The sequence below is a fragment of the Inquilinus sp. YAF38 genome, from assembly GCF_052113205.1.
Lineage (GTDB): Bacteria > Pseudomonadota > Alphaproteobacteria > DSM-16000 > Inquilinaceae > Inquilinus.
Map to the genome: position 1 here is coordinate 18,629 of NZ_JBFRCU010000025.1, position 24,317 is coordinate 42,945.

The 24,317-nt window shown below is 69.3% G+C and carries 26 protein-coding genes; 16 read left to right on the plus strand and 10 right to left on the minus strand.

All coding sequences use genetic code 11. The features are described from left to right. A complete protein-coding gene (locus tag AB4Z01_RS13570; protein WP_441694400.1) occupies window positions 1–510 on the plus strand; it encodes a GNAT family N-acetyltransferase in 510 nt (169 codons plus the stop codon). 18 nt (window positions 511–528) lie between these two features. On the opposite strand, the gene AB4Z01_RS13575 is transcribed toward AB4Z01_RS13570, so the two are convergent. From AB4Z01_RS13575 to AB4Z01_RS13585, 3 genes are all read right to left on the minus strand, one after another. Continuing rightward, window positions 529–1,419, minus strand: coding sequence for a class I SAM-dependent methyltransferase (locus AB4Z01_RS13575; protein ID WP_441694402.1), 891 nt, complete (start codon window positions 1,417–1,419; stop codon window positions 529–531). Further along, a complete protein-coding gene (locus tag AB4Z01_RS13580; RefSeq protein WP_429224964.1) occupies window positions 1,416–2,228 on the minus strand; it encodes an MBL fold metallo-hydrolase in 813 nt (270 codons plus the stop codon). The genes AB4Z01_RS13575 and AB4Z01_RS13580 overlap by 4 nt, the downstream gene beginning before the upstream one ends. Window positions 2,229–2,432: 204 nt before the next feature. After that, complete coding sequence (locus AB4Z01_RS13585; RefSeq protein WP_441694404.1) at window positions 2,433–3,161, minus strand: winged helix-turn-helix domain-containing protein; 729 nt, start codon at window positions 3,159–3,161, stop codon at window positions 2,433–2,435. A 53-nt stretch (window positions 3,162–3,214) separates the two neighbouring features. On the opposite strand from AB4Z01_RS13585, the gene AB4Z01_RS13590 reads away from it, so the two are divergent. Further along, entirely contained in the window at window positions 3,215–3,715 is a 501-nt protein-coding gene (locus tag AB4Z01_RS13590; RefSeq protein ID WP_441694406.1) for a L,D-transpeptidase family protein, read from the plus strand. Here AB4Z01_RS13590 and AB4Z01_RS13595 read toward each other — a convergent pair. Further along, the gene (locus AB4Z01_RS13595) at window positions 3,702–4,394 is read right to left on the minus strand and encodes a YggS family pyridoxal phosphate-dependent enzyme (protein WP_441694407.1); all 693 of its coding nucleotides are present in this window, start codon (window positions 4,392–4,394) and stop codon (window positions 3,702–3,704) included. The genes AB4Z01_RS13590 and AB4Z01_RS13595 overlap by 14 nt on opposite strands. A gap of 449 nt (window positions 4,395–4,843) precedes the next feature. On the opposite strand from AB4Z01_RS13595, the gene AB4Z01_RS13600 reads away from it, so the two are divergent. From AB4Z01_RS13600 to holA, 5 genes are all read left to right on the plus strand, one after another. Next, window positions 4,844–6,001, plus strand: coding sequence for a porin (locus AB4Z01_RS13600; RefSeq protein WP_441694408.1), 1,158 nt, complete (start codon window positions 4,844–4,846; stop codon window positions 5,999–6,001). Window positions 6,002–6,076: 75 nt separating this feature from the next. After that, complete coding sequence (locus AB4Z01_RS13605) at window positions 6,077–6,619, plus strand: DUF3576 domain-containing protein (protein WP_441694410.1); 543 nt, start codon at window positions 6,077–6,079, stop codon at window positions 6,617–6,619. Between the two features lie 172 nt (window positions 6,620–6,791). Continuing rightward, window positions 6,792–9,383: a leucine--tRNA ligase gene (gene leuS / locus AB4Z01_RS13610; RefSeq protein ID WP_441694412.1), complete on the plus strand. Its 2,592-nt coding sequence runs from the start codon at window positions 6,792–6,794 to the stop codon at window positions 9,381–9,383. Then, window positions 9,370–9,885, plus strand: a complete 516-nt coding sequence (lptE, locus tag AB4Z01_RS13615) for an LPS assembly lipoprotein LptE (RefSeq protein WP_441694414.1) — start codon at window positions 9,370–9,372, stop codon at window positions 9,883–9,885. Before leuS ends, lptE begins: the two co-directional genes overlap by 14 nt. Further along, window positions 9,882–10,907, plus strand: a complete 1,026-nt coding sequence (gene holA / locus AB4Z01_RS13620) for a DNA polymerase III subunit delta (protein WP_441694416.1) — start codon at window positions 9,882–9,884, stop codon at window positions 10,905–10,907. The genes lptE and holA overlap by 4 nt, the downstream gene beginning before the upstream one ends. A 164-nt stretch (window positions 10,908–11,071) precedes the next feature. On the opposite strand, the gene AB4Z01_RS13625 is transcribed toward holA, so the two are convergent. The 4 genes from AB4Z01_RS13625 to mnmG form a co-directional block, all read right to left on the minus strand. Next, on the minus strand, window positions 11,072–11,977 hold the full coding sequence (locus tag AB4Z01_RS13625) for a ParB/RepB/Spo0J family partition protein (protein WP_441694418.1): 906 nt from the start codon (window positions 11,975–11,977) through the stop codon (window positions 11,072–11,074). Further along, entirely contained in the window at window positions 11,974–12,780 is an 807-nt protein-coding gene (locus AB4Z01_RS13630; protein WP_441694507.1) for a ParA family protein, read from the minus strand. Before AB4Z01_RS13630 ends, AB4Z01_RS13625 begins: the two co-directional genes overlap by 4 nt. 19 nt (window positions 12,781–12,799) lie before the next feature. Beyond that, the gene (rsmG, locus tag AB4Z01_RS13635) at window positions 12,800–13,426 is read right to left on the minus strand and encodes a 16S rRNA (guanine(527)-N(7))-methyltransferase RsmG (protein ID WP_441694420.1); all 627 of its coding nucleotides are present in this window, start codon (window positions 13,424–13,426) and stop codon (window positions 12,800–12,802) included. A gap of 147 nt (window positions 13,427–13,573) precedes the next feature. Then, a complete protein-coding gene (gene mnmG, locus AB4Z01_RS13640) occupies window positions 13,574–15,445 on the minus strand; it encodes a tRNA uridine-5-carboxymethylaminomethyl(34) synthesis enzyme MnmG (RefSeq protein ID WP_441694422.1) in 1,872 nt (623 codons plus the stop codon). 152 nt (window positions 15,446–15,597) lie between these two features. Here mnmG and AB4Z01_RS13645 point away from each other — a divergent pair, with 152 nt between their 5' ends. The 3 genes from AB4Z01_RS13645 to AB4Z01_RS13655 all read left to right on the plus strand — a co-directional run bounded on the left by AB4Z01_RS13645 (window position 15,598) and on the right by AB4Z01_RS13655 (window position 16,831). Next, a complete protein-coding gene (locus AB4Z01_RS13645) occupies window positions 15,598–15,849 on the plus strand; it encodes an AbrB/MazE/SpoVT family DNA-binding domain-containing protein (RefSeq protein WP_441694424.1) in 252 nt (83 codons plus the stop codon). Continuing rightward, entirely contained in the window at window positions 15,846–16,244 is a 399-nt protein-coding gene (locus tag AB4Z01_RS13650; protein WP_441694425.1) for a type II toxin-antitoxin system VapC family toxin, read from the plus strand. The genes AB4Z01_RS13645 and AB4Z01_RS13650 overlap by 4 nt, the downstream gene beginning before the upstream one ends. A gap of 62 nt (window positions 16,245–16,306) precedes the next feature. Beyond that, a complete protein-coding gene (locus AB4Z01_RS13655; RefSeq protein ID WP_441694427.1) occupies window positions 16,307–16,831 on the plus strand; it encodes a SecDF P1 head subdomain-containing protein in 525 nt (174 codons plus the stop codon). A gap of 196 nt (window positions 16,832–17,027) precedes the next feature. Here the strand turns inward: AB4Z01_RS13655 and mnmE are convergent, their stop codons facing one another. After that, entirely contained in the window at window positions 17,028–18,347 is a 1,320-nt protein-coding gene (mnmE, locus tag AB4Z01_RS13660; protein WP_441694428.1) for a tRNA uridine-5-carboxymethylaminomethyl(34) synthesis GTPase MnmE, read from the minus strand. 46 nt (window positions 18,348–18,393) lie between these two features. Then, window positions 18,394–18,639 carry a DUF6489 family protein gene (locus AB4Z01_RS13665; RefSeq protein ID WP_441694430.1) on the minus strand — a complete coding sequence of 82 codons (246 nt, stop codon included), beginning with the start codon at window positions 18,637–18,639 and terminating at the stop codon, window positions 18,394–18,396. Window positions 18,640–18,726: 87 nt separating this feature from the next. On the opposite strand from AB4Z01_RS13665, the gene AB4Z01_RS13670 reads away from it, so the two are divergent. The 6 genes from AB4Z01_RS13670 (at window position 18,727) to AB4Z01_RS13695 (ending at window position 24,228) form a co-directional block, all read left to right on the plus strand. Beyond that, window positions 18,727–20,739 carry a thioredoxin domain-containing protein gene (locus AB4Z01_RS13670; RefSeq protein ID WP_441694432.1) on the plus strand — a complete coding sequence of 671 codons (2,013 nt, stop codon included), beginning with the start codon at window positions 18,727–18,729 and terminating at the stop codon, window positions 20,737–20,739. Beyond that, window positions 20,736–21,230, plus strand: coding sequence for a methylated-DNA--[protein]-cysteine S-methyltransferase (locus AB4Z01_RS13675; protein ID WP_441694433.1), 495 nt, complete (start codon window positions 20,736–20,738; stop codon window positions 21,228–21,230). Before AB4Z01_RS13670 ends, AB4Z01_RS13675 begins: the two co-directional genes overlap by 4 nt. Before the next feature lie 103 nt (window positions 21,231–21,333). Then, a complete protein-coding gene (locus tag AB4Z01_RS13680; protein ID WP_441694435.1) occupies window positions 21,334–22,017 on the plus strand; it encodes a hypothetical protein in 684 nt (227 codons plus the stop codon). After that, a complete protein-coding gene (locus tag AB4Z01_RS13685; protein WP_441694436.1) occupies window positions 22,014–22,379 on the plus strand; it encodes a hypothetical protein in 366 nt (121 codons plus the stop codon). The genes AB4Z01_RS13680 and AB4Z01_RS13685 overlap by 4 nt, the downstream gene beginning before the upstream one ends. Window positions 22,380–22,548: 169 nt before the next feature. Continuing rightward, entirely contained in the window at window positions 22,549–23,244 is a 696-nt protein-coding gene (locus AB4Z01_RS13690; RefSeq protein ID WP_441694438.1) for a dienelactone hydrolase family protein, read from the plus strand. Between the two features lie 9 nt (window positions 23,245–23,253). Beyond that, window positions 23,254–24,228, plus strand: a complete 975-nt coding sequence (locus AB4Z01_RS13695) for a quinone oxidoreductase family protein (protein WP_441694440.1) — start codon at window positions 23,254–23,256, stop codon at window positions 24,226–24,228. The last annotated feature ends 89 nt before the right edge of the window (window positions 24,229–24,317 follow it).

The following is a 24,317-nucleotide window of genomic DNA, read 5'->3' on the forward strand; positions in this document are numbered from 1 at the left end:
TTGCCCCTCTCGGCCCCCGAACCGCTGACCGCCGCCCACGACCTATCCGAGTTCTCCTGCGGCAAGTCCGGCCTCGACCATTGGCTGAGGACCCGGGCGCTCGCCAATCAGGAGAAAGGCTTCACCGCCGTCATGGTGGTTCACGAGGCGGGCCACGTCGTCGGTTATTACGGCCTCGCGCCGACCGCGGTCGTTCCGAACCTGCTGCCCCGACCCATCCGCACAGGCCAGCCACCCGATCCCGTGCCGTGCCTGCTGCTCGGCCAGCTCGCGACCGACATCGGCTGGGCCGGGCGCGGCATCGGCACGGGCCTGGTGACGCACGCCCTCGAACGCTGCGTGGCGGCAGCGGCACTCATTGGAGGTCGCGCGCTCATGGTCAGGGCCATCGACGATGAAGCCGCGGCATTCTGGCGACGGCGGGGCTTCCTGCCGTCGAGAGACGACCCGCTCGTACTGTTCCGCTCGATCGCCGATATCGCCGCGTCGTTGGCTGAATCGCGACGCTGAAAGGCCCCGCGCACGCCCTCAGAGATACGCCAGCGGCTGTGAGGCCTTCTCGAGCCACAGGCTGGTCTCGGGCGTGCCGTCGCGCAGCGGCAGCTGGCCGATCACGGTGCGGGACACCGCCTCGGCCATCCGCGTCGCCGCGTAGTGGCTGGCGAAGACCGGCTTAAAGCCGCCGCCGGTCAACAGCGCCGCCACCACCTGCTGCTCGTTGTAGCCGCGCCAGCCCCATTCGGCGGGATAGGGGTCGGGCAGGCAGATGTCGTGGATGTGCACCAGAACGCCCGGCGCCAGGCAGGGCAGTACCCGGTTGACCAGGAAATCCACATCCGTGCCGGGCATGGCGATGTGGCTCGAATCGATGAACAGGATGTCGCCTTCGGCCAGGTCGCGATACGGCTCGGTCCCGGCCTCCTGCACCGTCTGCTCGAGATGGGTGATGCCGAGATCGGCGATCGCCGCCCGCGGCGCCGGGTCGATGGCAGTGAACTCCATCGCCAGGTCGCCATCGACCGCCGCCCGGATCATGAAGCGGGTGGAGTGGCCGGAGCCGACCTCGACGATCCGGGCCGGCTGCCGCGCCCGTACCATGGCGTAAGCCGCGGCGGCGTCGAGCCGGGCGAACCAGCCCTGGTTCCAGCGCGGCTGCGGCGGCGGCGAGTCTCGCTCGGTCGCGCCGATCGCCAGCAGGCCGTCGCGATAGCCTTCGATGACGTCGAGCACGGCCTGGAACACCGGCTCGGAGGCGCGGAACAGCGCCTCGTGCCCGGCATAGGGCAGGAGCGTGTCCGGCACCTCGTCGGCATAGCTGCAGGGGATGAAGAAGCCCTTCGGCTGGCGGCCGAACAGCGTGGCAAGGCCCAGGCGCCAGCGTCGCAGGCGGCGGCCGAAATCGGGAGGAACGGTACTCAAGGGTGCAACGTCATGCCTTCATGCGCGACCAGCGTGCCGGGACGCCGGCGGTCCGCGGCATCCGCGATCCGGTCCAGGAACGCGTCATCGTGATTGGGATCGTGGTGGAACAGCACGACCCGGCCGACATCAGCCGCATCCGCGAGCTTGAGTGCCTCCTGCCAGGTCGAATGGCCCCAGCCGACGAATCTCGGATACTCCTCATCCGTGAACATGGCGTCATACACCATGATGTCGGCGCCGCGAACGAAATCGGCGATGACCTGGTCCACCCCCTCCGGCCGGTGCTCGGTGTCGGTGATGATGCAGATGCTCTTGCCCCCGACATCGATGCGGTAGCCGCAGGCGAGATTCGGGTGGTTGAGCCAGCAGGTGCTGAGCTTGATGCCCGGGAAGGGCTCCATCGGGGTGCCGCAGTCGAAATCGTGATACTCGCAGTCCTGGAAAACGCCGATCGGCACCGGGAACAGCGGCGCCATCATCGTCTCGCACAACACCGAATAGATCGATTTGTTCTGCGGTTTCAGGTGGCCGGCCCAAAAACGCACCTTGCGGCCCTTGGCGTAGGCCGGCTTGAAGAACGGCACGCCGCAGACATGGTCCCAATGGGTATGGGTGAAGAAGACGTCGACATCCGGCCGCCCCTCCTCCATCAGCCGGTGGCCGAGGTCGCGCAGGCCGGTGCCGCCATCGATGACCAGGAGGTCGTCGCCGCGCCGGATCTCGATACAGCTCGTGTTGCCGCCGTAGCGCATGTTGCAGGAGGCCGGGCAGGCGATGCTGCCGCGAACACCCCAGAACCGGAGCATGAGGTCGCTCGTTTTCGCCATAGGCGCGTCAGTCTGACTCTCGGCGCGCGGGAAACCATCCGTCACGTCCGAGGACGCCGGCGGAGGAAACTGTCGCGCACCGAGTCGCACGAGTCGAGAAAAAAGGTCTTTTCGACATATTGATGGTGAAACACGGCCGGAACCCCGTGTCTGTGTCGCCCGTCACAGGATGAATCACCGGACTCACGGCCCTTTCTCCTCGCCCGGCCCCTGCCCGCCCAGGGCATAGCCGCCGGGGACGGTCAGCAGCAGCGCCGGCCGGGCCGGGTCGGCCTCGATCTTGCGCCGCAGACGATAGATATGGGTCTCCACCGTGTGAGTGGCGACTCCGGAGGCATAGCCCCACACGGCGTCGAGCAGCGCGTCGCGCGGCACGGTGGCGCCGTCGTGCCGGCGCAGATGGCGCAGGATCGCCGCCTCCTTGGCGGTCAGCCGGATCTCCCGCCCGTCGGTCGTATGGGTCAGGCGCAGGCCGGTGAGGTCGAAGCGGTAAGGGCCCAGATCGGGGTCGGGCCGGGCTTGGCCACGCCGCGCCAGGGCGGCGCGCAGGCTGTTCAGCAGGACGCCGATCCGGATCGGCGGGCGCAGCGTCGCATCGGCATCGGCAAAGCGCTCGGCCCGATCGCCGATCGCCAGGATCGGCCCGGCGAGGCCAGAATCGCGCAGCCGGCCGCACAGTGTCTCGGGTCCCAGCTTGGCTCCCCCGTCGTCGACAATCGCGTCGTCGATGATCGCGGCGGCGAAGTCGCCGCCAACGACCGCCACCTCGGCCGCCGCCGCCTCGGACACCACCGTCGCGGCGAAATCGGCCGACGTCGCGAACTGCTCGCCCAGCAGCGCGCGCAACGCACTGTTGCCGCAGGCGAGAAGAAGCCGTTTCCTGGCGTCGGGCGTATCGGATGCGATGGCCATCGGTGGCAATCTAGCACGGTCCGCAGCGATGGCGACCGAGAGGAGGCGAAGCGGTGCAGGTGGTGGTCTCGGCCGAGGGATGGATCGAGTGGGGTGCCGGCCGCAGGGCCTGCGCCCTGGGCAAGGGCGGCGTGCGGCCGGACAAGCGCGAAGGCGACGGGGCGACGCCGACCGGGCGGTTCCCGCTGCGCCGGGTCCTGTATCGGCCGGACCGCGGCCCCGCCCCCGCGACCGCCCTGCCCTGCGCCGCGATCGCGCCCGGGGACGGCTGGTGCGACGACCCCGCCGATCCGGCCTACAACCGCCCGGTCCGCCTGCCCCACCCCGCCCGACACGAGCGGATGTGGCGCGACGACGCCCTCTACGATCTGGTGATCGTGATCGGCCACAATGACGACCCGCCGGTCGTCGGCCTGGGCAGCGCCGTGTTCGTCCATCTGGCCCGGCCCGACTGGGGCCCGACCGAAGGCTGCGTCGCCCTCGCCCGGGCCGATCTGCTCGAGCTGCTGGCCGCGGCCGCGCCCGGCGATGCGCTGGTGATCAGGCAGCCGTAGGCGAGGGCGTGACCCGGGTGCCGAACAGGGCGGTGCCGACCCGAACATGGGTGGCGCCGTAGCGCACTGCGGTCTCGAAATCGTCGCTCATCCCCATGCTCAGCACCGGCAGGCCGAGCCGTGCGGCCAGGTCGGCCAGCAGCGCGAAATGCAGCGCCGGCGGCTCCTCCACCGGCGGGATGCACATCAAGCCACGAATCGAGAGGCCGCAGTCCCCGGTGCACAGCCGGTAAAGGCCCTCGGTCTCGCGCGGCATCACGCCGGCTTTCTGCGGCTCCTCACCGGTGTTGACCTGGATCAGGCAGTCGAGCGTGCGGCCGGTCGCCGCCATCGCTTCGGCCAGGCTGCGCGCCAGCTTCGGGCGGTCGACCGTCTCGATCACGTCGAACAGCCGCACCGCGTCCTTGGCCTTGTTGGTCTGCAGCGGCCCGATCAGCCGCAGCTGCAGGTCCGGCCGGACCGCGCGTCGCTCGGCCCAGCGGGCTTGCGCCTCCTGCACCCGGTTCTCGCCGAACACACGCTGGCCGGCGGTGAGCGCGGCCTCGATGCGGTCCTCCGGTTGGACCTTGGAGACGGCGACGAGGGTGACCGCGGCGGGGTCGCGGCCGGCGGCCCGGGCGGCGGCCTCGATCCGCGACCGGAGCGCGGCGATCGAGTCTGCGAGTGTGTTGGTCGTCATGCCGCCAGAATCCGGCACAACCATGCGGGATTGCAACGCCCGCGGCACGAGCAGGCGGCAGAGTCCGCGGGTGTGATGGCCGTCATACTGCGACAATCCGGCACGCCGATGCGCAATTGCAACGCCGCGAGCCGCAGCGCGGCTTGGCGCCGCAGGGCCTTAACAGGCACGCGGCTCCGCGCCGCGGTGCCGGACAATCCCCTGTCTACCTGCGTTCTGACCGATGGCTTGCACCCGCTTCGCTTCCCGCAGGAACGTTCTAGAGGCGTGTTGCAATGGAACCACAGGTCCCAGCTTTTGTGACTTCTGTGCAACTTGCGGATTGTCGGCTGGCATGGCTGCCCCGTATAACCTGCAGATCGACGCCATTCGCACCTTGGCTGTGGTGTCGTCTTCGAGGGGACATCTAAGGGACATCACGGCCGCTCGGCCGCGTTAGGAGGTTAGGAATGAAGAAGATTCTGCTGGGTGGGACGGCGTTGGCCGCTGCCGCTCTGGTCGTGATGCCGGCGTTGGCGGCAGACAACCCGGTGACGTCCGGTTTGAGCATGAAGATCAGTGGCTTCGTTGCCTGGGAAGCCGGCCTGATCATCGGCTCGGATGACGACAACCGCGACCGCGAATACGACTTCAACTCGAACGGCCGTCTGCAGTTCGACATCAAGAACGTCACGGATTCCGGCCTCGAATACGGCGCCCGCATCCGTATGAACAACGTCAACCGCCGCCAGGACGTCACGGTCGACCGCCAGTACGTCTATTTGAAGGGCGATTTCGGTACCGTCACCTTCGGTGACTCGCCGCAGGTGGCCGGCGACTTCGGCTACTTCTTCGCGCCCGACGACATTCTGAACTCGCAGGGCGGCTACGGCGACAACCTGGACGGCAACTATCGCTACGGCGGCGCCGACTTCTTCTCGCTCGATCCGACCTACCATTCGGGCCTGGATAAGAGCACCAGCATCAAGTACGCCTCGCCGAGCCTCGGCGGCTTCATCTTCGCCGTCGGCTTCACCCCGGTGATCTCCGGCGACAAGAACCTCAGCAACGGCACCCAGGGCCGGGCCGATCTGTTCGACGGCGGTCAGATCTTCGAGGACGCGATCAGCGCCGGCATCGGCTATGAAGGCGAGTTCGACGGCACCAGCGTCAAGGTCCGCGGCACCGCCAGCTACGCCAACGGCATCGACCACCACTGGGATCTCGAGACCTACAGCGCGGGTGCCCAGGTCGGCTTCGGCGGCATCGTCGCCAGCCTCGTCTGGGTCGGCACGCCGAGCGGCTTCAACGCCGGCGCGACCGACAAGAACTTCGACACCGTCGGCCTCGGCCTCGGCTACAGCCTGGGTGCCCTCAACTTCGGCCTCGGCTATGCCTACACTTGGGCTGACAAGGGCAACGGCCTGTCGGGCTCCGACGACAAGGGTTCGGACCTGAAGGACAACCACGTCGCGGCCGCGACCGTGAACTATAACCTGGCGCCGGGCCTGAACACCTACGCCGAGGTGATTTACGAAATCCAGAACTTCCGTCTCACCAACGGCAACCCGACCGACACCAGCTGGGAGCAGGCTGTCTTCCAGACCGGCATCTCGGTCGCGTTCTGATCGAACCGATAAAAAGCTAGCCTTCGAGAAGGGAGCGGCTATCATGCCGCTCCCTTTTTCTATCTGGCCCCGCCCATGCCGCCGAGAGTCCTGATCGCCCTGGCGACGGTTGCCCTGTCGCTCGCCGCCTGCTCGTCCGACGAGGGCATCAAGGTGGCTCCCAGCCCGGAGCTGGGCCCGTCCCGCGAGCGGACCCCGGGGGAAAATCAAAGCATCTTCGGCTCGGGAGGGCTGACCTTCGGCGCCGGTGCGGACCGGAACAAGGATCTCGGCGAGGGCGCCGTCCTCGGCGTCAACGCCTATCTGTGGCGGGCCAGCCTCGACACCGTGTCCTTCATGCCGATCACCAGCGCCGACCCGTTCGGCGGTACCATCGTGACCGACTGGTATACGGCGCCGAACGCGCCCGGCGAGCGCTACAAGCTGAACGTCTACATCCTGGGCCGCGAGTTGCGGTCCGACGGCGTCCGGGTCAGCGTGTTCCGCCAGGTCCAGGGCCGCGGCGGCTGGGCCGACGCCCCGGCGCCGACGACCATGGCGAGCGCGCTCGAAGACACCATCCTGACCAAGGCGCGGCAGCTGCGCATCACCGGGCTCGAGCAGTCGACCGCCCAGTGAGTTTCGCCGCAGGGCAGAGGGGCTTCCGGGCGCCGCGGGATTGATCCCCGGCGCCCTTTCCTTGTAAATGCCTGGGACGGTTTCGCTCCCCGTGGCGAAGCCGCAGAGATTCGTGTTTGCAGGACGCCCGCCCCCGGGCGCCCGGCCAGGCTTTCCGGCACAGAGCATCGAGATGTCCCGCTACAACCACCGAGAGACCGAAGCGCAGTGGCAGGCCGTGTGGCGGGAGCGCGGCACCTTCCGGCTCGAGACGCTGGGCGACCGGCCGAAATACTATGTGCTGGAGATGTTCCCCTATCCGTCGGGGCGCATCCATATGGGCCATGTCCGTAACTACACGCTGGGCGATGTGGTGGCGCGGCACCGCCGGGCGTTGGGCTTCGACGTGCTGCATCCGATGGGCTGGGACGCCTTTGGCCTGCCGGCCGAGAACGCGGCGATCGAGCGCGGGGCCCATCCGGCTGCCTGGACCTATGAGAATATCGCGGCGATGCGCGGCCAGCTGCAGTCGATGGGGCTGTCGCTGGACTGGAGCCGCGAGATCGCGACCTGCCACCCGGACTACTACCGCCACGAACAGAAGATGTTCCTCGACTTCCTGGCGGCGGGCCTGGCCTACCGCAAGGAATCCTGGGTCAACTGGGACCCGGTCGAGAACACCGTCCTGGCCAATGAGCAGGTAATCGACGGCCGCGGCTGGCGCTCCGGCGCCCCGGTCGAACGGCGCAAGCTGAACCAGTGGTTCCTGCGCATCACCGAATTCGCCGACGACCTGCTGGCGGCGCTGCCGACGCTGGAGCGCTGGCCCGAACGCGTGCGGCTGATGCAGGAGAACTGGATCGGCCGGTCGGTCGGCGCCCGCGTCACCTTCCCGCTGCAGGGCAGACCAGAGGGAGAAGGCAGCGGGCTGGAGATCTTCACCACCCGGCCGGACACGCTGTTCGGCGCCAGCTTCTGCGCCGTCTCGCCCGACCACCCGCTGGCCGAGGAGATCGGTCGCGCCGACCCGGCGGTGGCCGAGTTCGTCGCCGAATGCCGCCGCAGCGGCACCAGCGAGGCGGCGATCGAGACGCAGGAGAAGCGCGGCATCGACACCGGGCTGCGCGCTGTCCATCCGCTGGACCCGAGCCGCACCGTCCCGGTCTATGTCGCCAATTTTGTGCTGATGGAATACGGCACCGGCGCCATCTTCGGCTGCCCGGCGCATGACCAGCGCGATTTCGACTTCGCCCGGGCCTATGGCCTGCCGATCATCCCGGTGCTGTGGCCGGCCGGCGAGGGGCGGCCCGACGGTACTGCCCTGGCCGAGGCGATGGTCCTGACCGATGGCGTCTACGCCTACGAGCTGGGCCCGCTGACGCCCGATCGCCCGGTGTCGGTGGCCGAGGCCAAGGACATCGCCATCGCTGCCCTGCAGCAGCGCCAGGCGGGCGAGGGGACGGTGCGCTACCGGCTGCGCGATTGGGGCGTGTCGCGCCAGCGCTACTGGGGCTGCCCGATCCCGATCATCCACTGCGACAAGTGCGGTATCGTGCCGGTGCCGGAGGACCAGCTGCCGGTGACGTTGCCGGAGGACGTGACCTTCGACCAGCCGGGCAATCCGCTGGACCGGCACCCGACCTGGAAGCACGTCGCCTGCCCGAACTGCGGCGGCGAAGCCCGGCGCGAGACCGACACCTTCGACACCTTCTTCGAATCCTCCTGGTACTTCGCGCGCTTCTGCTCACCACGGGCCGAGGGCGCCTTCGACCGCGCCGCGGTCGACCGCTGGCTGCCGGTCGACCAGTATGTCGGCGGCATCGAGCATGCGGTGCTGCACCTGCTGTACTCACGCTTCTTCGTCCGGGCGCTGAAGCGCTGCGGCTATCTGGGCATCGACGAGCCCTTCGCCGGGCTGTTCACCCAGGGCATGGTCACGCACCAGACCTATCGCGACGCCCACGGCGCCTGGCTGTACCCGACCGAGGTCGGCCGCGACGAGCAGGGTGTGTGGACCACGCTGGCCGGCGGCGCGCCGGTCACCGCCGGCCGCATCGAGAAGATGTCGAAGTCCAAGCGCAACACGGTCGACCCGCAGCTGATCATCGACACCTACGGCGCCGATGCGGCGCGGCTGTTCATCCTGTCGGACAGCCCGCCGGAGCGCGACATGGAGTGGACCGAGGCCGGGATCGAGGGCGCCTGGCGCTATCTGCAGCAGCTGTGGCGGCTGGTCACCGAGGCCCCGGTGGCACTGCCCGCGGCCGGGTCGCCGCTGCCGAACGGCTTCAGCCCCGCGGCCGAAGGGCTGCGCCGGGCGCTGCACAAGACCATCGCCGGCGTCGGCGACGATCTGGAGCGGTTCCACTTCAACAAGGCCGTGGCCCGCATCCGCGAGCTGACCAACCTGGTCGCGAAGATCGACGGGACCGGGCAGGGCGAGGCATGGGCCCTGCGTGAGGCCTTCGATGGCGTGGTCCGGCTGATCGGCCCGATGGTGCCGCATGTCGGCGAGGCGCTGTGGCAGCATCTGGGCCATGACGGCCTGCTGGCCGACGCGCCCTGGCCGAAGGCCGACCCGGCGCTGCTGGTCGACGACACCGCCAAGATCGCAGTCCAGGTCAACGGCAAGCTGCGCGCCACCATCGTGCTGCCGCGCGACGTGGACGAGGCGACGGCGCGCGAGGCCGCGCTGGCCGACGCCAATGTCGCCCGGGCCCTGGAAGGCCGCACCGTCCGCAAGGTCATCGTCGTCCCGAACAGGATCGTCAATGTCGTCGGCTAAGTCCTGGGCTCACCGCGCAGCGCCGCTGCTCCTGATCCTCGCGCTCGGGGCCTGCGGGCTCAGGCCGCTCTACGGCACCAACTCGGTCGGCGCGGCGATGTCCGACCGGCTGGGGCAGGTCAATGTCGGCATCATCGGCGAGCGGTCGGGCCAGATCCTGCGCACCGAGCTGATCCGCATGCTCAACCCGCAGGGCCGTCCGGCCCAGCCGGCCTACGACCTCGGCGTGTCGCTCGCCGAATCGCAGCAGGACGTGAACCTGATCAGCGACCTGACCACGACCCGCAAGAATCTGACGCTAACGGCCAGCTTCGTGCTGACCGACCGCAAGACCGGCCAGCCGGTCTTCTCCGATTCGGTCAGCGAGATCACCAGCTTCAACATCCTGGCGGACCAGTACACCACCCTGGTCGGCGAGCGCGATGCCCGCGAACGGGCGCTGCGTTCGGTCGGCGAGGACATCCGCACCCGTCTCGCGCTCTATTTCGACCGCCACCCGTGAAGCTGCCGCCGAACCGGATCGACGGCTTCGTCCGGCGGCCCGATCCCGGCATCCGCGCGGTGCTGCTGTACGGCCCGGATGCCGGGGCCGTGCGCGATTATGCCGACACGCTGGCGCGCGGCGTGATCGACCCGCCGACCGACCCGTTCCGCGTCGCCGAGTTAGCCTCGGCCGAGATCGGCCGCGACCCGGCGCGGCTGGTCGACGAGGTGTTCGCCCTGTCGCTGATCGGCGGCCGCCGCCTGGTGCGGGTGCGCGACGCGTCCGATGCCGTCGCGCCGGCGCTGGAAGCCGTGCTGAAGGGCGGCGAGACCGACACGCTGGTGGTGCTCGAGGCCGACGAGCTGACGCCACGCTCGGCCCTGCGCAAGCTGGCGGAAGGGGCGGACCGCGCGGCCGCGATCGCCTGCTACATGCCCGACGAGGAGGCGATCGGCCGCTTCATCCATCGCCTGCTGGCCGAGGCCAAGGTCTCGGCCGATGGCGAGGCCGAGCAGCTGCTGGCCGCGTCGCTGGTCGGGGACCGCCAGATCGCCCGGCGCGAGGTCGAGAAGCTGATCGCCTATGTCGGGGAGGGTGGCCGCGTCGATCTCGAGGCGGTGCGCGCCTGCATCGGCGACGCCACCGAGCGGTCGCTGGACGACCTGGCCATGGCGGTGGCGGATGGCGATCTGCCGACCCTCGACCGTGCCCTCAACCGGCTGCTATCCGAGGGCGGCGAGGCGGTCGGCATCCTGCGCGCGGTGCAGCGCCATTTCCTGCGGCTGCACCAGCTGGCGGTGATGATCGACAGCGGCGACGCGCCGGACGCGGCCATGGCGGCGCTGCGGCCGCCGGTGTTCTTCAAGGCCAAGGCCGCGATCCGCGGCCAGGCCCGGCGCTGGAACCAGGGCCAGATCGGCGAGGCGCTGCGCCGCCTGATCGAGGCCGAGGCGGAATGCAAGCGCACCGGCCGCCCGCCGGAGACCGTCTGCGCCGCGACGCTGCTGCGCATCGCAAGAGCCGTGGCGCGGAAAAACTGAATGATTTCAGTCAGTTATTTCTATACCGGCGCTCTGCACCCCTCCCTTCTTCGTCATTGCGAGCGTAGCGAAGGAATCCAGGGCCGTTTGGCGTGACTCCTGGATTGCTTCGTCGGCTTCGCCTCCTCGCAATGACGGCGAGGGGGCGACGGCAGCAAGCCGCCTTAATTCTCCTTCGTGCCCCGCAGCCGCATCAGCAGGGCGCCGAACTGGTCGAGGTTGCTGTACTGGATGTGGATCGTGCCGCTGGTGTTGTCGCGGGTGTCGATCTTCACCTTGAAGCCCAGCCGGGTCTCGATGTCCTGCTCCATCGCCACGATGTTCGGGTCCCGCGATACCGGCCGGGACGGGGCAGGGGGTTGCTCGCGGGCGTCGCGGGCCAGCTGCTCGGTCTGACGGACGTTCAGCCCCTTGGCGATCACCGTCCGCGCCGCCGCCTCGGGGTCCGGGCAGCCCAGCAGCGCCCGGGCGTGGCCGGCCGTCAGCAGGCCCTCCTGCAGCTGCGCCAGCACCGTGTCCGGCAGGTCGAGCAGGCGCAGCGTGTTGGCGATGTGGCTGCGGCTCTTGCCCACCGCCTGGGCCACATCCTCCTGGGTCAGGCTGAATTCGGCGAGCAGCCGCTGATAGCCCTCAGCCTCCTCCAGCGCCGTCAGGTCCTGGCGCTGGACGTTCTCGATGATCGCGATCTGCAGCGCCTCGCGGTCCGACATCGGCCGGACCACCACCGGCACCTCGTGCAGCTTGGCCTTCTGCGCCGCGCGCCAGCGGCGCTCGCCGGCGATGATGTGGTAGCGGTCGGCCTTGCCCTCGACCGGTCGCACCAGGAGGGGCTGCAGCACGCCCTGGGTGCGGATCGACTCGACCAGCCGGTCCATTTCCGCCTCGTCGAACTTCCGCCGCGGCTGGAACGGGCCGGGGCTCAGGAACTCGACCGGCAGGCTGCGCGGCGCCCGCGGCTCTCCGCCCGCGCTGGCGGCGGCGATGTCGGCTTCCTCGGCCTCGCCGAACAGGGCGTCGAGGCCGCGGCCCAGGCTGGGGCGGCGGCGATGGCTGCTCTCGGCCGCGCTCATGCCGCGCTCCTCTGCTCTTCGCGTTTCAGCATCTCGGAAGCGAGATGGACATAGGCCTGGGCGCCGGAGGAGGCGAGGTCGTAGACCAGGACCGGCTTGCCATGCGACGGCGCCTCGGAGACACGGACGTTCCGCGGGATCACCGTCTCATACACCTTGGCCCCGAGATGCTGGCGCACGTCGCGCGCCACCATGTCGGAGAGGTTGTTCCGCCGGTCATACATGGTCAGCACGATCCCCTGCATCTCGAGCGCCGGGTTGAAGGCCTTGCGGACGCGCTCGATCGTCCGCATCAGGTGGCTGAGTCCCTCCAGCGCGTAGAACTCGCATTGCAGCGGCACCAGCACGGCATCGGCCGAGGTCAGCGCGTTGAGGGTGAGGAGGCCGAGCGAGGGGGGGCAATCGATCAGGATGTAGTCGTAGCCGTCGGCATGGGGCCTGAGCGCGCTGCGCAGCCGGTATTCGCGCCGCACCGCCTCGACCAGCTGGACCTCGGCGCCGGCCAGGTCGACCGAGGCCGGGATCAGGTCGAGGCCCGGCACCTCGGTCGGCACCGCCGAACCGGCGACATTGGTGGTGCCGAACAGCAGGTCGTAGGAGCCGACGCCGCGCTTGGCCCGCGGCAGGCCCAGGCCGGTGGAGGCGTTGCCCTGCGGGTCGAGGTCGATCACCAGCACGCGCTTGCGCACGGCGGCGAGGGCGGTCGCCAGGTTGATCGCCGTGGTGGTCTTGCCGACTCCGCCCTTCTGGTTGGCGACGGCGATGGTGCGGGTGAGACGGGCCGTGTCGGCCGCCAAACTCATGGTTGTCAGGTGGGCGTCGTCAGCCACGGGCGAACCCCTCGATGCGGATGAGCACGGCGTCGGGATCGGTCCGGCTCGGATGGAGGTCTATGGTCATCTTCGATGATGCAGGCAGGGTGGTCAATTCGGCCTCGGCGCCACGACCCTTGGGAAAGAGCGCGACGGTGTGCGGGCCGGCGAATCGGGCAGCGTGGTCGAGCAGGATGGGCAGGGCGGCCAGGGCACGGGCGGTCACCACATCGGCCGGGAAGGGCGGCACCTGCTCGATCCGCCTGGCATGGACAGTCACCGGCACCCGTGTTTCACGTGAAACGGCGCGCAGGAACTCGGCCTTGCGCTGGTCACTCTCGATCAGATGGGTCTCAAGCCCGGTCGCCAGGGCCAGCACCAGCCCGGGAAAGCCGGCACCGCTGCCGAGATCGACCAGCACCTTGGCGCCGTCCGGGATCAGCGGCACCAGCTGCAGCGAATCCGCGAAATGCCGGCGCCGCACCTCGGGGAGGGTCGAGGGCGCGACCAGGTTGATCGCTCCCTGCCACTTCCGCAGCAGCGCCTCATAGCAGTCGAGCTTTTCGGAGAGATCCGGGGGAAGTGGGCCGGACGAAAACACCTTCGTCATGACGCGAAGCGGCGAGGAGTAGCGCATTGCCTCTCCCGCTTCCCAATGCCGTCATTGCGAGGAGGCGAAGCCGACGAAGCAATCCAGGGGCCGATGCGTGGGGCCTCTGGATTGCTTCCCCCGGCTCGAGGCCGGGGTCGCAATGACGATTTGGGAGGGGAAAGGCGACTCTGATCAGGCAATGGCACGCCGGTCCTCCCCCTCGCGCCGGACATGCTTCAGCAGGGCCACCAGCGCCGCCGGGGTCACGCCGGGCAACCGGGCTGCGGCGCCGAGGGTCGGCGGCCGCGACCGCTTCAGGATCTGGCGGGTCTCGGCCGACAGGCTGCCAATGGCGTCGAAGTCCAGCTCCGCCGGCAGGGCCAGCCCCTCGTCGCGGCGGAAGGCGCGGATGTCGGCCTCCTGCCGGTCGAGATAGCCGGCGTATTTCGCCTCGGTCTCGATCTGCTCCGCCACTGCCTCCGGCCACGCCGCCAGTTCCGGCCAGATGCGGGCGAGGGCGGGCAAGTCGACGCCGGGATAGCGCAGCAGGTCCATGCCGTCACGGCGCACGCCGTCCTGGTTGACCGCAAGGCCGTGCCGCCGCGCCTCTGTCGGGGTCAGGGACAGGGCGCGGATCCGCTGCCGCGCCGTCTCCAGCGCCGCCGACTTGCGGGCGAACAGATCCTGCCGGTCCGCCCCGACGCAGCCGGCGGCGATGCCGCGGGCGGTCAGGCGCTGGTCGGCATTGTCGGCGCGCAGCACCAGCCGGTACTCGGCGCGGGAGGTGAACATGCGGTAGGGCTCGGGCGCGCCTCGCGTCACCAGGTCGTCGATCATCACGCTGGTATAGGCCTCGGCCCGGTCGAGCAGCAGCGGATCGTCGCCGGCCACGGCGCGGGCGGCGTTCAGCCCGGCCATCAGCCCCTGGGCCGCCGCCTCCTCATAGCCGGTGGTGCCGTTGATCTGCCCGGCCAGGAATAGCCGCGGCACCGCCCGCAGCATCAGCGACCGGTCGAGCTGCCGCGGATCGACGAAGTCGTATTCGATGGCATAGCCGGGGCGCAGGATGACGGCCTTTTCCAGCCCCGGAATGCCGCGCACCAGCCCCTCCTGCACGTCGCGGGGCAGTGAGGTGGAGATGCCGTTGGGGTACACTGTCGGGTCGTCCAGCCCTTCCGGCTCGAGGAAGATCTGGTGCCGCTCCTTGTCGGCGAAGCGCACCACCTTGTCCTCGATCGAGGGGCAGTAGCGCGGGCCGACGCTGTCGATCTGGCCGGAATACATCGGCGCCCGGTGCAGGTTGGCGCGGATCAGCGCATGCGACGCCGGGGTCGTGTAGGTGATGAAGCAGGAGACCTGCGGCACCGTGATCCGGTCGGTGAGGTCGGAGAACGGCACCGGCGGGTCGTCGCCCTTCTGCTCCTCCAGCGCCGCCCAGTCGATGGTGCGGCCGTCGAGCCGCGGCGGGGTGCCGGTCTTCAAGCGGCCGAGGGTGAGTCCGAGCCGGTGCAGCGTCCCGGCCAGGCCGATCGACGGCGCATCGCCGACCCGGCCGGCCGGGCGCTGCTCCTCACCGATATGGATCAGCCCGTTGAGGAAGGTGCCGGTGGTCAGCACCACGGCACCGGCGCCGAGCGTGCGGCCGTCGGCCAGCACCACGCCGGAGACGGCGCCGGCCGAATCGAAGTCCAGGTCCTCGACCGAGCCGGCGAGGAGATCGAGGTCGGACTGCTCGGCCAGCACCGCCTGCATCGCCTGGCGGTACAGCTTGCGGTCGGCCTGGGCGCGTGGCCCGCGCACCGCCGGGCCCTTGCTGCGGTTGAGGATGCGGAACTGGATGCCGGCGCGGTCGATCACTCGACCCATGACGCCGTCCAGCGCATCGATCTCGCGCACCAGATGGCCCTTGCCCAGGCCGCCGATGGCCGGGTTGCAGGACATCTCGCCGATCGAGTCGAGCCGCTGGGTGACCAGGGCCGTGCGCGCGCCGAATCGTGCCGCCGCCGCCGCCGCCTCGCATCCGGCATGGCCGCCGCCGACCACGATGACATCATACTGTTCCATGGCGGCGGACTTTACGGAGGCGACGCCGCAGGGTCAAATGCGCCCACGCGAAAGCGGTGGTGTTTCACGTGAAACACGCGGGGCGGAGCCGCAGACTTGAAGGTAAGGTGTTTTGCCATTACCTGTGAACGAGACTGCCTCGTGAGGCCGCAATGACGACTTTGACGATTACCGCAAAAGGGCAGGTCACGCTGCGGAAAGACCTGCTGCAGCACCTCGGCGTGGAGCCCGGCCAGAAGATCGAGGTCGACAAGCTGCCCGACGGACGAATCGAGGTAAAAGCGGCCCGAACCACGGGAAGCATCGACGACTTCATCGGGCTTCTTGCGGGCAAGACCAGGAAGGTCGCGACTATCGAGGAGATCGACCGGGCTGCCGCTGCCGGATGGGCTGGCGAGGAATGAAGATCACCGCCGACACCAATATCCTCATCCGCAGCGTCATCGGCGACGATGCCGGGCAAGCCCGCACTGCCGCAAAGGTGCTGAAAGACGCCGAACTGATCGCGGTCGCACTCGCAAGTCTGTGTGAGTTCGTCTGGGTGCTGCGGAAGGTCTATGGCGTGAGCCGATCCGATATCGCCGCTGCCCTGCGCGCCCTCATCGGCACCAGGAACCTGGTCGTCAATCGGCCCGCGGCCGAGGCCGGCCTCGCCGCGCTCGAAGCCGGCGGCGACTTCGCCGATGGCGTGATCGCCTTCGAAGGAAGCTGGCTCGGCGGCGGAACCTTCGTGTCCTTCGACAGGAAGGCCGTAGAGGTGCTGACCGAACAGGGCCGATCGGCCACCCTGCTCGCCTGACCCTTCCGGGTGTCGCTTGCCGCGCTGCATGTGGAACGTCAGGGCCAAGGGAGATATCGCCCATGCTGTCCATCCTCTCCACCCTTGCCGCCGCGATCACAGGGCTCGCCGCCGCGCTGACGACTCCGATCGAGGGGCCGTCGACGGCGCGGGCCGCCGCGCCTGACGTGCAGTTGCGCTTCGCCGAGAGCGACCCGAAACACGGCCTGACCCGAGTCGAGGACGCCACCGGGCGGGTCCTCTACCTCTGGCCGGAGACCGTGCTGTCGACCATCGACATCGCCTCGGCCACGGCCCGGACCGATCCGGTATCGGCGACCCCGGTCGTCGAGCTGACGCTGACCGCGGCCGGCCGCGACCGCCTAGCCCGGGCCACGACCAACAATGTCGGCCGGATCCTGGCCGTGCTGGTGGACGAGGCGCTGATCACGGCCCCTGTCATCCGCGAGCCGATCCTCGGCGGCCGGGTGCAGATCAGCGGCCAGATGACCATGGCACAGGCCACCGACCTCGCCCTCCTGCTGCGCGCCGCACCTCGCGACCGCTCCCTTGCCGAAGCGCTGATGGGGCGCCTCAATCCGCCGTGACAGGCGGGCGATGTTCGACGTGAAAGGCTTTGGTTCGAGCCGTCCGCAATGGATTGCTTCGCTTCGCTCTCATGACGAGGACGGGTCGAGGGACTGCACTCCCCATCCGTCATTGCGAGGAGGCGAAGCCGACGAAGCAATCCATGCCTGCGCCGAGGAAGACGGCCTCGGCCTGCGCCGTTCCACGTGAAACATCTCACTTGCCGATGCAGAAGCTGCCGAACAGCAGGTCGAGCATGTCCTCGACATCGACCCGGCCGGTGATCCGGCCGATCGCGCGCAGGGCCAGGCGCAGATCCTCCGCCGCCAGTTCGGGCAGCGGCGCGGACGGGACCCGGGCCAGGGCGTTGCGGGCATCCTCCAGCGCGGCGCGGTGACGGGCGCGGGTGAGGGCGGGGGATCCGTCGCCGGTCAGCCGACGCTCCACTGCGTCGGCCAGGATATCGAGCAGCCGGTCGAGGCCGGCACCGATGCGGACGGACAGAGGAATTTCGTCCGCCGCTCGCGGTGTATCCGGAGCGCGATCGATCTTGTTGACGACGCGGATCGTATCCGGCCCGGGACCGAGCGCCGGGTCGGCGGATATCGGCTCGCCGGCATCGCGGATGACCAGCCGCAGGTCGGCCTCGGCAGCGCGGCGGTGGGAGCGGCGGATGCCCTCGGCCTCGATCTCGTCGGCCGTATCGCGGAGGCCGGCGGTGTCGGCCAGCACCACGGGAAAGCCACGCAGGTCGAGCGCGACCTCGACCACGTCCCGCGTCGTGCCCGGCCGGTCGGAGACGATCGCGACATCGCGCCTGGCCAGCGCGTTCAGCAGGCTGGACTTGCCGGCATTGACCGGACCGAGGATGGCGATGTGCACGCCCTCGCGCAGCCGCTCGCCGCGGCCGGCATCGTCGAGATGGGCGGCGATCGCGTCCGACACCTCAGCCACGATCCGCTCCGCCTCGGCCGCCAGCTCCGGCGGCAGGCCCTCATCAGGGAAGTCGAGCGCCGCCTCGGTCATTGCCAGGGCCCGCATCAACGCGGAACGCCAGCCCTCGTATAGCGCGCCGAGCGCGCCGCCGAGCTGGCGCAGCGCCTGCAGCCGTTGGGCCCGGGTCTCGGCATCGACCAGATCGGCCACCGCCTCGGCTTCGGTCAGGTCGAGCTTGCCGGCCAGGAAGGCGCGCCTGGTGAACTCGCCGGGCTCGGCGGGACGCAGGCCTTCGATCCAGGACAGCGCCTCGATCATGCCGCGGGTCACCGCCCGGCCGCCATGGAGATGCAGCTCGACCACGTCCTCTCCGGTGTAGCTGGCCGGCCCCGGGAACCAGAGGACGAGGCCGCGGTCCAGCGCCGCGCCGTCAGCCGGGTCGCGCAGCTCCGCCAGCGTCGCCAAGCGAGGGGAGGGCAGGGGGCGGCCGGTTAGCGCCTGCAGCGCCGGCCCAGCGCCAGAGCCGGAGATCCGAAGCACCGCCACCCCGCCGCGCCCGGCGGGGGTCGCCGGGGCAAAGATGGTGTCGCGGGTGGTCATCAGGCCGCAATCCACGCGGTGGGTGTTTCACGTGAAACACCCACGCTCAGGACTTGCCTCCCTTGCCACCGGTCATGCCCTGCCAGAAGGCGCGCTGCAGCGTCTCGAAGCCCTCCATGCTGGCCGGCAGCCAAGTCTTGAACAGCGCCTCCGGCTCCATCGCCGCCAGGTTGGCGCGCATCCGGTCCTCCAGATCCTTCATCAGCGCCTGCTGCATCGGGCCTACATCCGGCAGGCCGAAGAAGGCCCGCGCCTCCTCTGGCGTGCATTCGATATCGATCGAAACCTTCATCGGGATCCTCCGGCGGTGTTGGCGGCGTTATCCTGGCAGGAGAGTATAGCGTCCGGCGCCAGCGCCATAACACAGCGGGATATCGACATGCCGAACCGCCTCGCCCAGGAGACGAGCCCCTATCTGCTGCAGCACGCCGACAATCCGGTGGACTGGCGGCCCTGGGGTCCGGAGGCCTTCGCCCGGGCCCGGGCCGAGAACAAGCCGGTGCTGCTGTCGGTCGGCTATGCCGCCTGCCACTGGTGCCATGTGATGGCGCATGAGAGCTTCGAAGACCCCGCCATCGCCGCGGTGATGAACGAGCTGTTCGTGTCGATCAAGGTCGACCGCGAGGAGCGGCCGGATGTGGACACCATCTATCAGTCGGCTCTGGCGATGCTGGGCCAGCAGGGCGGCTGGCCATTGACCATGTTCCTGACCCCGGATGGCGCGCCATTCTGGGGCGGCACATATTTCCCGCCGACCAGCCGTTGGGGTCGTCCCGGCTTCACCGACGTGCTGCGCGGCCTGTCCGCCGCCTATGCCACCGAGCCGGAGAAGGTGACCAGCAACGTCGCCGCCTTGGCCGAGGCCCTGGCCAAGCAGTCCGAGAACCAGCCCGGAGCCGGGCTGGGCCCGGAAGTGCTGGACCAGGTGGCGAAGCAGCTGGCCGGGCAGTTCGATCCGGTCTGGGGCGGGCTGCGCGGTGCCCCGAAATTCCCGCAGCCGGGACTCCTCGAGCTGCTATGGCGCGGCTGGCGCCGGTCGCGGCAGCCGGCTTGGCGTGATGCCGTGCTTCGCAGCCTGACGGCGATGAGCCAGGGCGGGATCTATGACCATCTCGGCGGCGGCTTCGCCCGCTACTCCACCGACGAGGAATGGCTGGCGCCGCATTTCGAGAAGATGCTGTACGACAACGCCCAGTTGGTCGACCTGCTGACCCTCGCCTGGCAGGAGACGGGCGATCCCCTGTACGCCTCCCGGGTCGAGGAGACGGTCGCCTGGATCGAGCGCGAGATGATTGCCGAAGGTGGCGCCTTTGCCGCGACGCTCGACGCCGACAGCGAGGGCGAGGAGGGCCGCTTCTATGTCTGGAGCGAGGCCGAGATCGACGACGTACTCGGCGGGCGCTCGGCCGCGTTCAAGCAGGCGTACGACGTGACTCCCGACGGCAATTGGGAAGGCAAATCCATCCTCAACCGCCGCCGCGATTCAGCGCTGCGAGATGCCGAAACCGAAGCCGCACTCGCCGCGGATCGTGCCGTACTCCTCGACCGTCGCGGTGTACGCGTACGGCCCGGCTGGGACGACAAGGTGCTGGCCGACTGGAACGGGCTGATGGTCGCGGCGCTGGCCCGGGCGGCCCAGGCTTTCGACCGGCCGGACTGGATCGGGCTGGCCGAGACCGCCTTCGCCGCCGTGGTCCGGCAGCTCGGGCAGGGCGATCGCCTCGCCCATGCCTGGCGTCGCGGCAAGGCCACCGCGCCCGGGCTGCTGGAAGACTATGCCGATATGGCCGCGGCGGCGCTGGCGCTGCACGAGGCGACCGAAACCCCGGCCTATCTCGAACATGCCAAGCTGTGGACCGCGGTGCTCGATCGGCATTTCTGGGATGGCGGCCGCGGCGGGTACTTCCTGACAGCCGATGACGGCGAGGCGCTGATCGTGCGCACCAAGAGCGCGTACGACGCCGCAGTTCCGTCCGGCAACGGCACCATGCTCGGCGTGCTGACGCGGCTGCATCACCTGACCGGCGACCGGCTGTACGCCCTGCGCGCGGACTCCCTGATCGCGGCCTTCACCGGCGAGCTGCAGCGCAATTTCATCCCGCTCGCCACCTGGCTGAACCGGGCCGAGGACCGGATGGCGCAGCTGCAGATCGTGGTCATCGGCCCCAGGGACGATCCCGCCACCCAGGCGCTGTTGCGGGCCGTGCACGGCCGGTCGCTGCCGGGCCGGATGCTGCAGCGGCTTGACCCCGGAGCGGCCCTGCCGGACGACCATCCCGCCGCCGGCAAAGCGATGCTGGACGGCAAGCCGACCGCCTATCTGTGCCGCGGCCCGGTGTGCCAGGCGCCGGTCACCACACCACAGGCGCTGCTGGAGCTCATCGGATCGTGACTGCTCGAAGCCGGACGCCCGTCGACCGGGCCACCACCACCATCGACACCCCGGTCGGCCCGGTGCGCATCACCGTCGCCGGGGGCGTGGTCGCCGCGGTCGACCATGTCCAGGACCCGTCCGATGAGGCGCCGCCGGCAGACAAGCTGCTGCGCAAGGTGATCCGGCAGATCGAGGAGTACTTCGCCGGCAAGCGCCGCCGCTTCGACCTGCCGATGGCGCCGGCCGCCAGCCCATTCCAGGCCCGGGTGCGGCAGGCGGTCATCGATATTCCCTATGGCGAGGCGGCGTCCTATGGCGGTGTGGCGCACATCCTGAACAGCGGCCCGCGCGCCGTCGGTCAGGCCTGCGGCCGCAACGACATGGTGCTGCTGGTGCCCTGCCACCGCGTCATCGGTGCCGGCGGCACCCTCGGCGGCTACGGCAGCACCTCCGGCCTGGAGCGCAAGCGCAGGCTGCTGGCGTTCGAGGGATATCCAGGACGATTTTAGGACCGCGGCGCCGTCGAATCGCCGCGCTAGAATCGAGGATCGGCCGCCCCGAGCGCCGACAATGTTGAGCGGAAGGCACCGTCACAATTTGGCGGAGGTGATCTTGACCCCATCAAACCTTCTTGGCATCGGACTCTACACGCCCGCCGAAGCCGAGCGCCTCATCCAGGTTCCTGCGCACAAGATCAGCCGCTGGCTGAAGGGCCATTCGGTCAAGGGCAAGCACTACGAACCGCTGTGGCGGCCTCAGGTCGATCTGGGAGACGACCATGTCTATCTCGGATTTCGCGACCTGATGGAGATGCGGACGGCGCACGCCTTTATGGAAAGGGGGGTCAGTGCCATTGCCCTCCGCCGTGCCGTCGCCGAGGCGGCCAGGCTGGTGGATGACGAACGGCCGCTGTCCACGACCAAGTTCAAAACCGACGGACGGGACATCTTCCTTGAGATCGTGCGCGAGGATGGCGGAACCCAACTCGTCGACATCTTCCGCAAGCAGTACGCATTCCAGAAGCTCATCGAGCAAAGCCTGACCGACGTCGACTTCGACGGCATAGCGCCCGGCCGATGGTGGCCGGCATCGCGCGCCAAAGGCATCGTCGTCGATCCCGCCCGGTCCTTCGGTCAGCCGATTGACGAGGAGTCGAGCGTCCCGACCGCCGCGCTGGCTGCAGCAGCCCGAGCCGAGGGCAGCGTCGAGGCAGCGGCGCGCGCCTGGCGGGTCAAGCCGTCCGTCGTGAGGCGGGCGGCCGATTTCGAGATGGCCCTGCTTCAGCGAGCTGCATGAAAGTCCTGTTCGACAACTGCACCTCCCCCGTGATGGCCAGCACCCTTCACGGCTTCGTGAGCAACTGGGGTCATGCCGCCATCCACATCCGCGACCTGCCGCTCAGACATCCCACAGACATTCAATGGATGGAGTATCTCGCCGGGGATCGGGGCGACTGGATCGTTGTCACCGGCGACCATCGCATTCACCGCAATAGGCCCGAGCGGGTCGCATTCAGCCAGGCTCGGTTGAAGGGTGTCGTCCTCGCGGCCGCCTATCAGAAGACGCCGATGCACCGGTGCTGTGCCGTCATCGTCCATCAGTGGCCCAGCTTGCTGACACCATGTCCCGGTTCGACCCGCCGGTACTGTTCGAAATGAGCATCAATTTTTCAGGAAAACTCAAACAATTGTCTCTGTAGCCCATGGGCCGGGGCAACCCAAGGCGGGGACAATTCGCCCGCCGTGACAAGGCCGGCACGGTCCGGCTATCGTCCACCCCTTGCTTCGATTGCCTCGTCCACCGCAACGCTCGAGGGAGAGCGACTCCATGGCGACAGTCACCATCACCGCTGCCGATGGCGGCCGCTTCAACGCGTATCTGGCGCGGCCGGCCTCGGGCTCCGGGCCGGGCATCCTCGTCATCCAGGAGATCTTCGGCGTCAACGCGGTGATGCGCCAGATCTGCGACGACCTCGCCGCCCAGGGCTATGTCGCCCTGTGCCCCGACCTGTTCTGGCGGCAGGAGCCGGGCGTCGACATCACCGATAAGTCGCAGGCGGAATGGGACAAGGCCTTCGCCCTGTTCAACGGCTTCAACGAGACCGCCGGCGTCGAGGACCTGATCGCCTCGCTGGCGGCCTTGCGCGATCTGCCGGAATGCTCCGGCCGCGCCGGCGCCCTCGGCTACTGCCTGGGTGGCCGCCTGGCCTTCCTGATGGCCACCCGGTCTGACGCCGACTGCGCGGTCAGCTATTACGGCGTCGGCATCGACAAGCTGCTGGGCGAGGCAAGCGCCATCACCCGGCCGCTGATGCTGCACATCGCCGAGAAGGACCGCTTCGTGCCGCCGGAGGCCCAGGCCGAGATTCGCGCCCGGATGGCATCGCTGCCGACGGTCACGGTGCATGCCTATCCCGGCCTCGACCACGCCTTCGCCCGCGTCGGCGGTGAGCATTACGACGCAGCCGGCGCCACGCTTGCGAACGACCGCACCGCCGCCTTCCTGAAAACCCATCTCGGCTGAGGGAACCCCATGGTCCACGCCATCCGCATCCACGAGAACGGCGGCCCCGAGGTCATGCGCTGGGAGCCGGTCGACGTGCCGGCACCCGGTCCGGGCGAGATCCGGGTCCGCCACACCGCGGTCGGGCTGAACTACATCGACACCTATATCCGCGACGGCCTCTACAAGTCGCAGCTGCCGCTGGTGCTGGGCCAGGAGGCGGCCGGCGAGGTCGTCGCGATCGGTCCGGATGTCACCGCCTTCAAGACCGGCGACCGCGTCGGCTACGGCAACGGCCCGACCGGCAGCTATGCCGAGGAGCGTGTGATCCCGGCCGAGAAGGTGGTGAAGATCCCAGACGGGGTCACCGACCGCACCGCGGCCGCGATCCTGCTGAAGGGACTGACCGCCTGGTACCTGCTGCGCCGCACCTTTCCCGTGCAGCCGGGCCAGACCATCCTGTTCCACGCCGCCGCCGGCGGCGTCGGGCAGATCGCCTGCCAATGGGCCAAGCATCTCGGCGCCACGGTGATCGGCACCGCCGGCGGGCCGGAGAAGGTGGCGCTGGCCCGCGCCGCCGGCTGCGACCACGTGATCGACTATTCGACCGAGGATTTCGTCGCCCGCGTCCGCGCCATCACCGGCGGCAAGGGCGTGCCGGTGGTCTATGACGGCGTCGGCAAGACCACCTTCGACGGGTCGCTCGACTGCCTGTCGCCGCGCGGCATGATGGTGACCTTCGGCAACGCCTCCGGCCCGGTGGCGCCGATCAGCCCGCTGGTGCTGTCGCAGAAGGGGTCGCTGTTCCTGACCCGGCCGACGCTGGGCAGCTACATCGCCACCCGGCCGGAATACGAGGCGGCGGCGGCGGAGCTGTTCGACGTGGTGGCCAAGGGCGCGGTGAAGATCTCGATCGCCCAGACCTATCCGCTGCGCGAAGCCGCCCAGGCCCATCGCGACCTGGAGGCCCGGAAGACCACCGGGTCGACGGTGCTGCTGCCGTAACGCGGCAAGTCCGAATTCGGAAAGACACAGGGCCGGGTGGCGGAGATCCCCATCCGGCCATTTCTTTTTCTGCCGGCGGGCCGGATCCA

What these genes read in the sequence shown, in the direction of transcription:
- AB4Z01_RS13605 (WP_441694410.1), top strand. Translation starts at nt 6,077, where the DNA reads ATGCCGCCGAGAGTCCTGATCGCCCTGGCGACGGTTGCCCTGTCGCTC.
- AB4Z01_RS13690 (WP_441694438.1), top strand. Translation starts at nt 22,549, where the DNA reads ATGGCGACAGTCACCATCACCGCTGCCGATGGCGGCCGCTTCAACGCG.
- AB4Z01_RS13665 (WP_441694430.1), bottom strand. Translation starts at nt 18,639, where the DNA reads ATGAAGGTTTCGATCGATATCGAATGCACGCCAGAGGAGGCGCGGGCC.
- rsmG (WP_441694420.1), bottom strand. Translation starts at nt 13,426, where the DNA reads ATGCGCTACTCCTCGCCGCTTCGCGTCATGACGAAGGTGTTTTCGTCC.
- lptE (WP_441694414.1), top strand. Translation starts at nt 9,370, where the DNA reads ATGTCGTCGGCTAAGTCCTGGGCTCACCGCGCAGCGCCGCTGCTCCTG.
- leuS (WP_441694412.1), top strand. Translation starts at nt 6,792, where the DNA reads ATGTCCCGCTACAACCACCGAGAGACCGAAGCGCAGTGGCAGGCCGTG.
- AB4Z01_RS13655 (WP_441694427.1), top strand. Translation starts at nt 16,307, where the DNA reads ATGCTGTCCATCCTCTCCACCCTTGCCGCCGCGATCACAGGGCTCGCC.
- AB4Z01_RS13585 (WP_441694404.1), bottom strand. Translation starts at nt 3,161, where the DNA reads ATGGCCATCGCATCCGATACGCCCGACGCCAGGAAACGGCTTCTTCTC.
- AB4Z01_RS13630 (WP_441694507.1), bottom strand. Translation starts at nt 12,780, where the DNA reads ATGAGTTTGGCGGCCGACACGGCCCGTCTCACCCGCACCATCGCCGTC.
- AB4Z01_RS13595 (WP_441694407.1), bottom strand. Translation starts at nt 4,394, where the DNA reads ATGACGACCAACACACTCGCAGACTCGATCGCCGCGCTCCGGTCGCGG.
- AB4Z01_RS13600 (WP_441694408.1), top strand. Translation starts at nt 4,844, where the DNA reads ATGAAGAAGATTCTGCTGGGTGGGACGGCGTTGGCCGCTGCCGCTCTG.
- AB4Z01_RS13695 (WP_441694440.1), top strand. Translation starts at nt 23,254, where the DNA reads ATGGTCCACGCCATCCGCATCCACGAGAACGGCGGCCCCGAGGTCATG.
- mnmG (WP_441694422.1), bottom strand. Translation starts at nt 15,445, where the DNA reads ATGGAACAGTATGATGTCATCGTGGTCGGCGGCGGCCATGCCGGATGC.
- AB4Z01_RS13625 (WP_441694418.1), bottom strand. Translation starts at nt 11,977, where the DNA reads ATGAGCGCGGCCGAGAGCAGCCATCGCCGCCGCCCCAGCCTGGGCCGC.
- mnmE (WP_441694428.1), bottom strand. Translation starts at nt 18,347, where the DNA reads ATGACCACCCGCGACACCATCTTTGCCCCGGCGACCCCCGCCGGGCGC.
- AB4Z01_RS13580 (WP_429224964.1), bottom strand. Translation starts at nt 2,228, where the DNA reads ATGCTCCGGTTCTGGGGTGTTCGCGGCAGCATCGCCTGCCCGGCCTCC.
- AB4Z01_RS13685 (WP_441694436.1), top strand. Translation starts at nt 22,014, where the DNA reads ATGAAAGTCCTGTTCGACAACTGCACCTCCCCCGTGATGGCCAGCACC.
- AB4Z01_RS13670 (WP_441694432.1), top strand. Translation starts at nt 18,727, where the DNA reads ATGCCGAACCGCCTCGCCCAGGAGACGAGCCCCTATCTGCTGCAGCAC.
- AB4Z01_RS13650 (WP_441694425.1), top strand. Translation starts at nt 15,846, where the DNA reads ATGAAGATCACCGCCGACACCAATATCCTCATCCGCAGCGTCATCGGC.
- AB4Z01_RS13645 (WP_441694424.1), top strand. Translation starts at nt 15,598, where the DNA reads ATGACGACTTTGACGATTACCGCAAAAGGGCAGGTCACGCTGCGGAAA.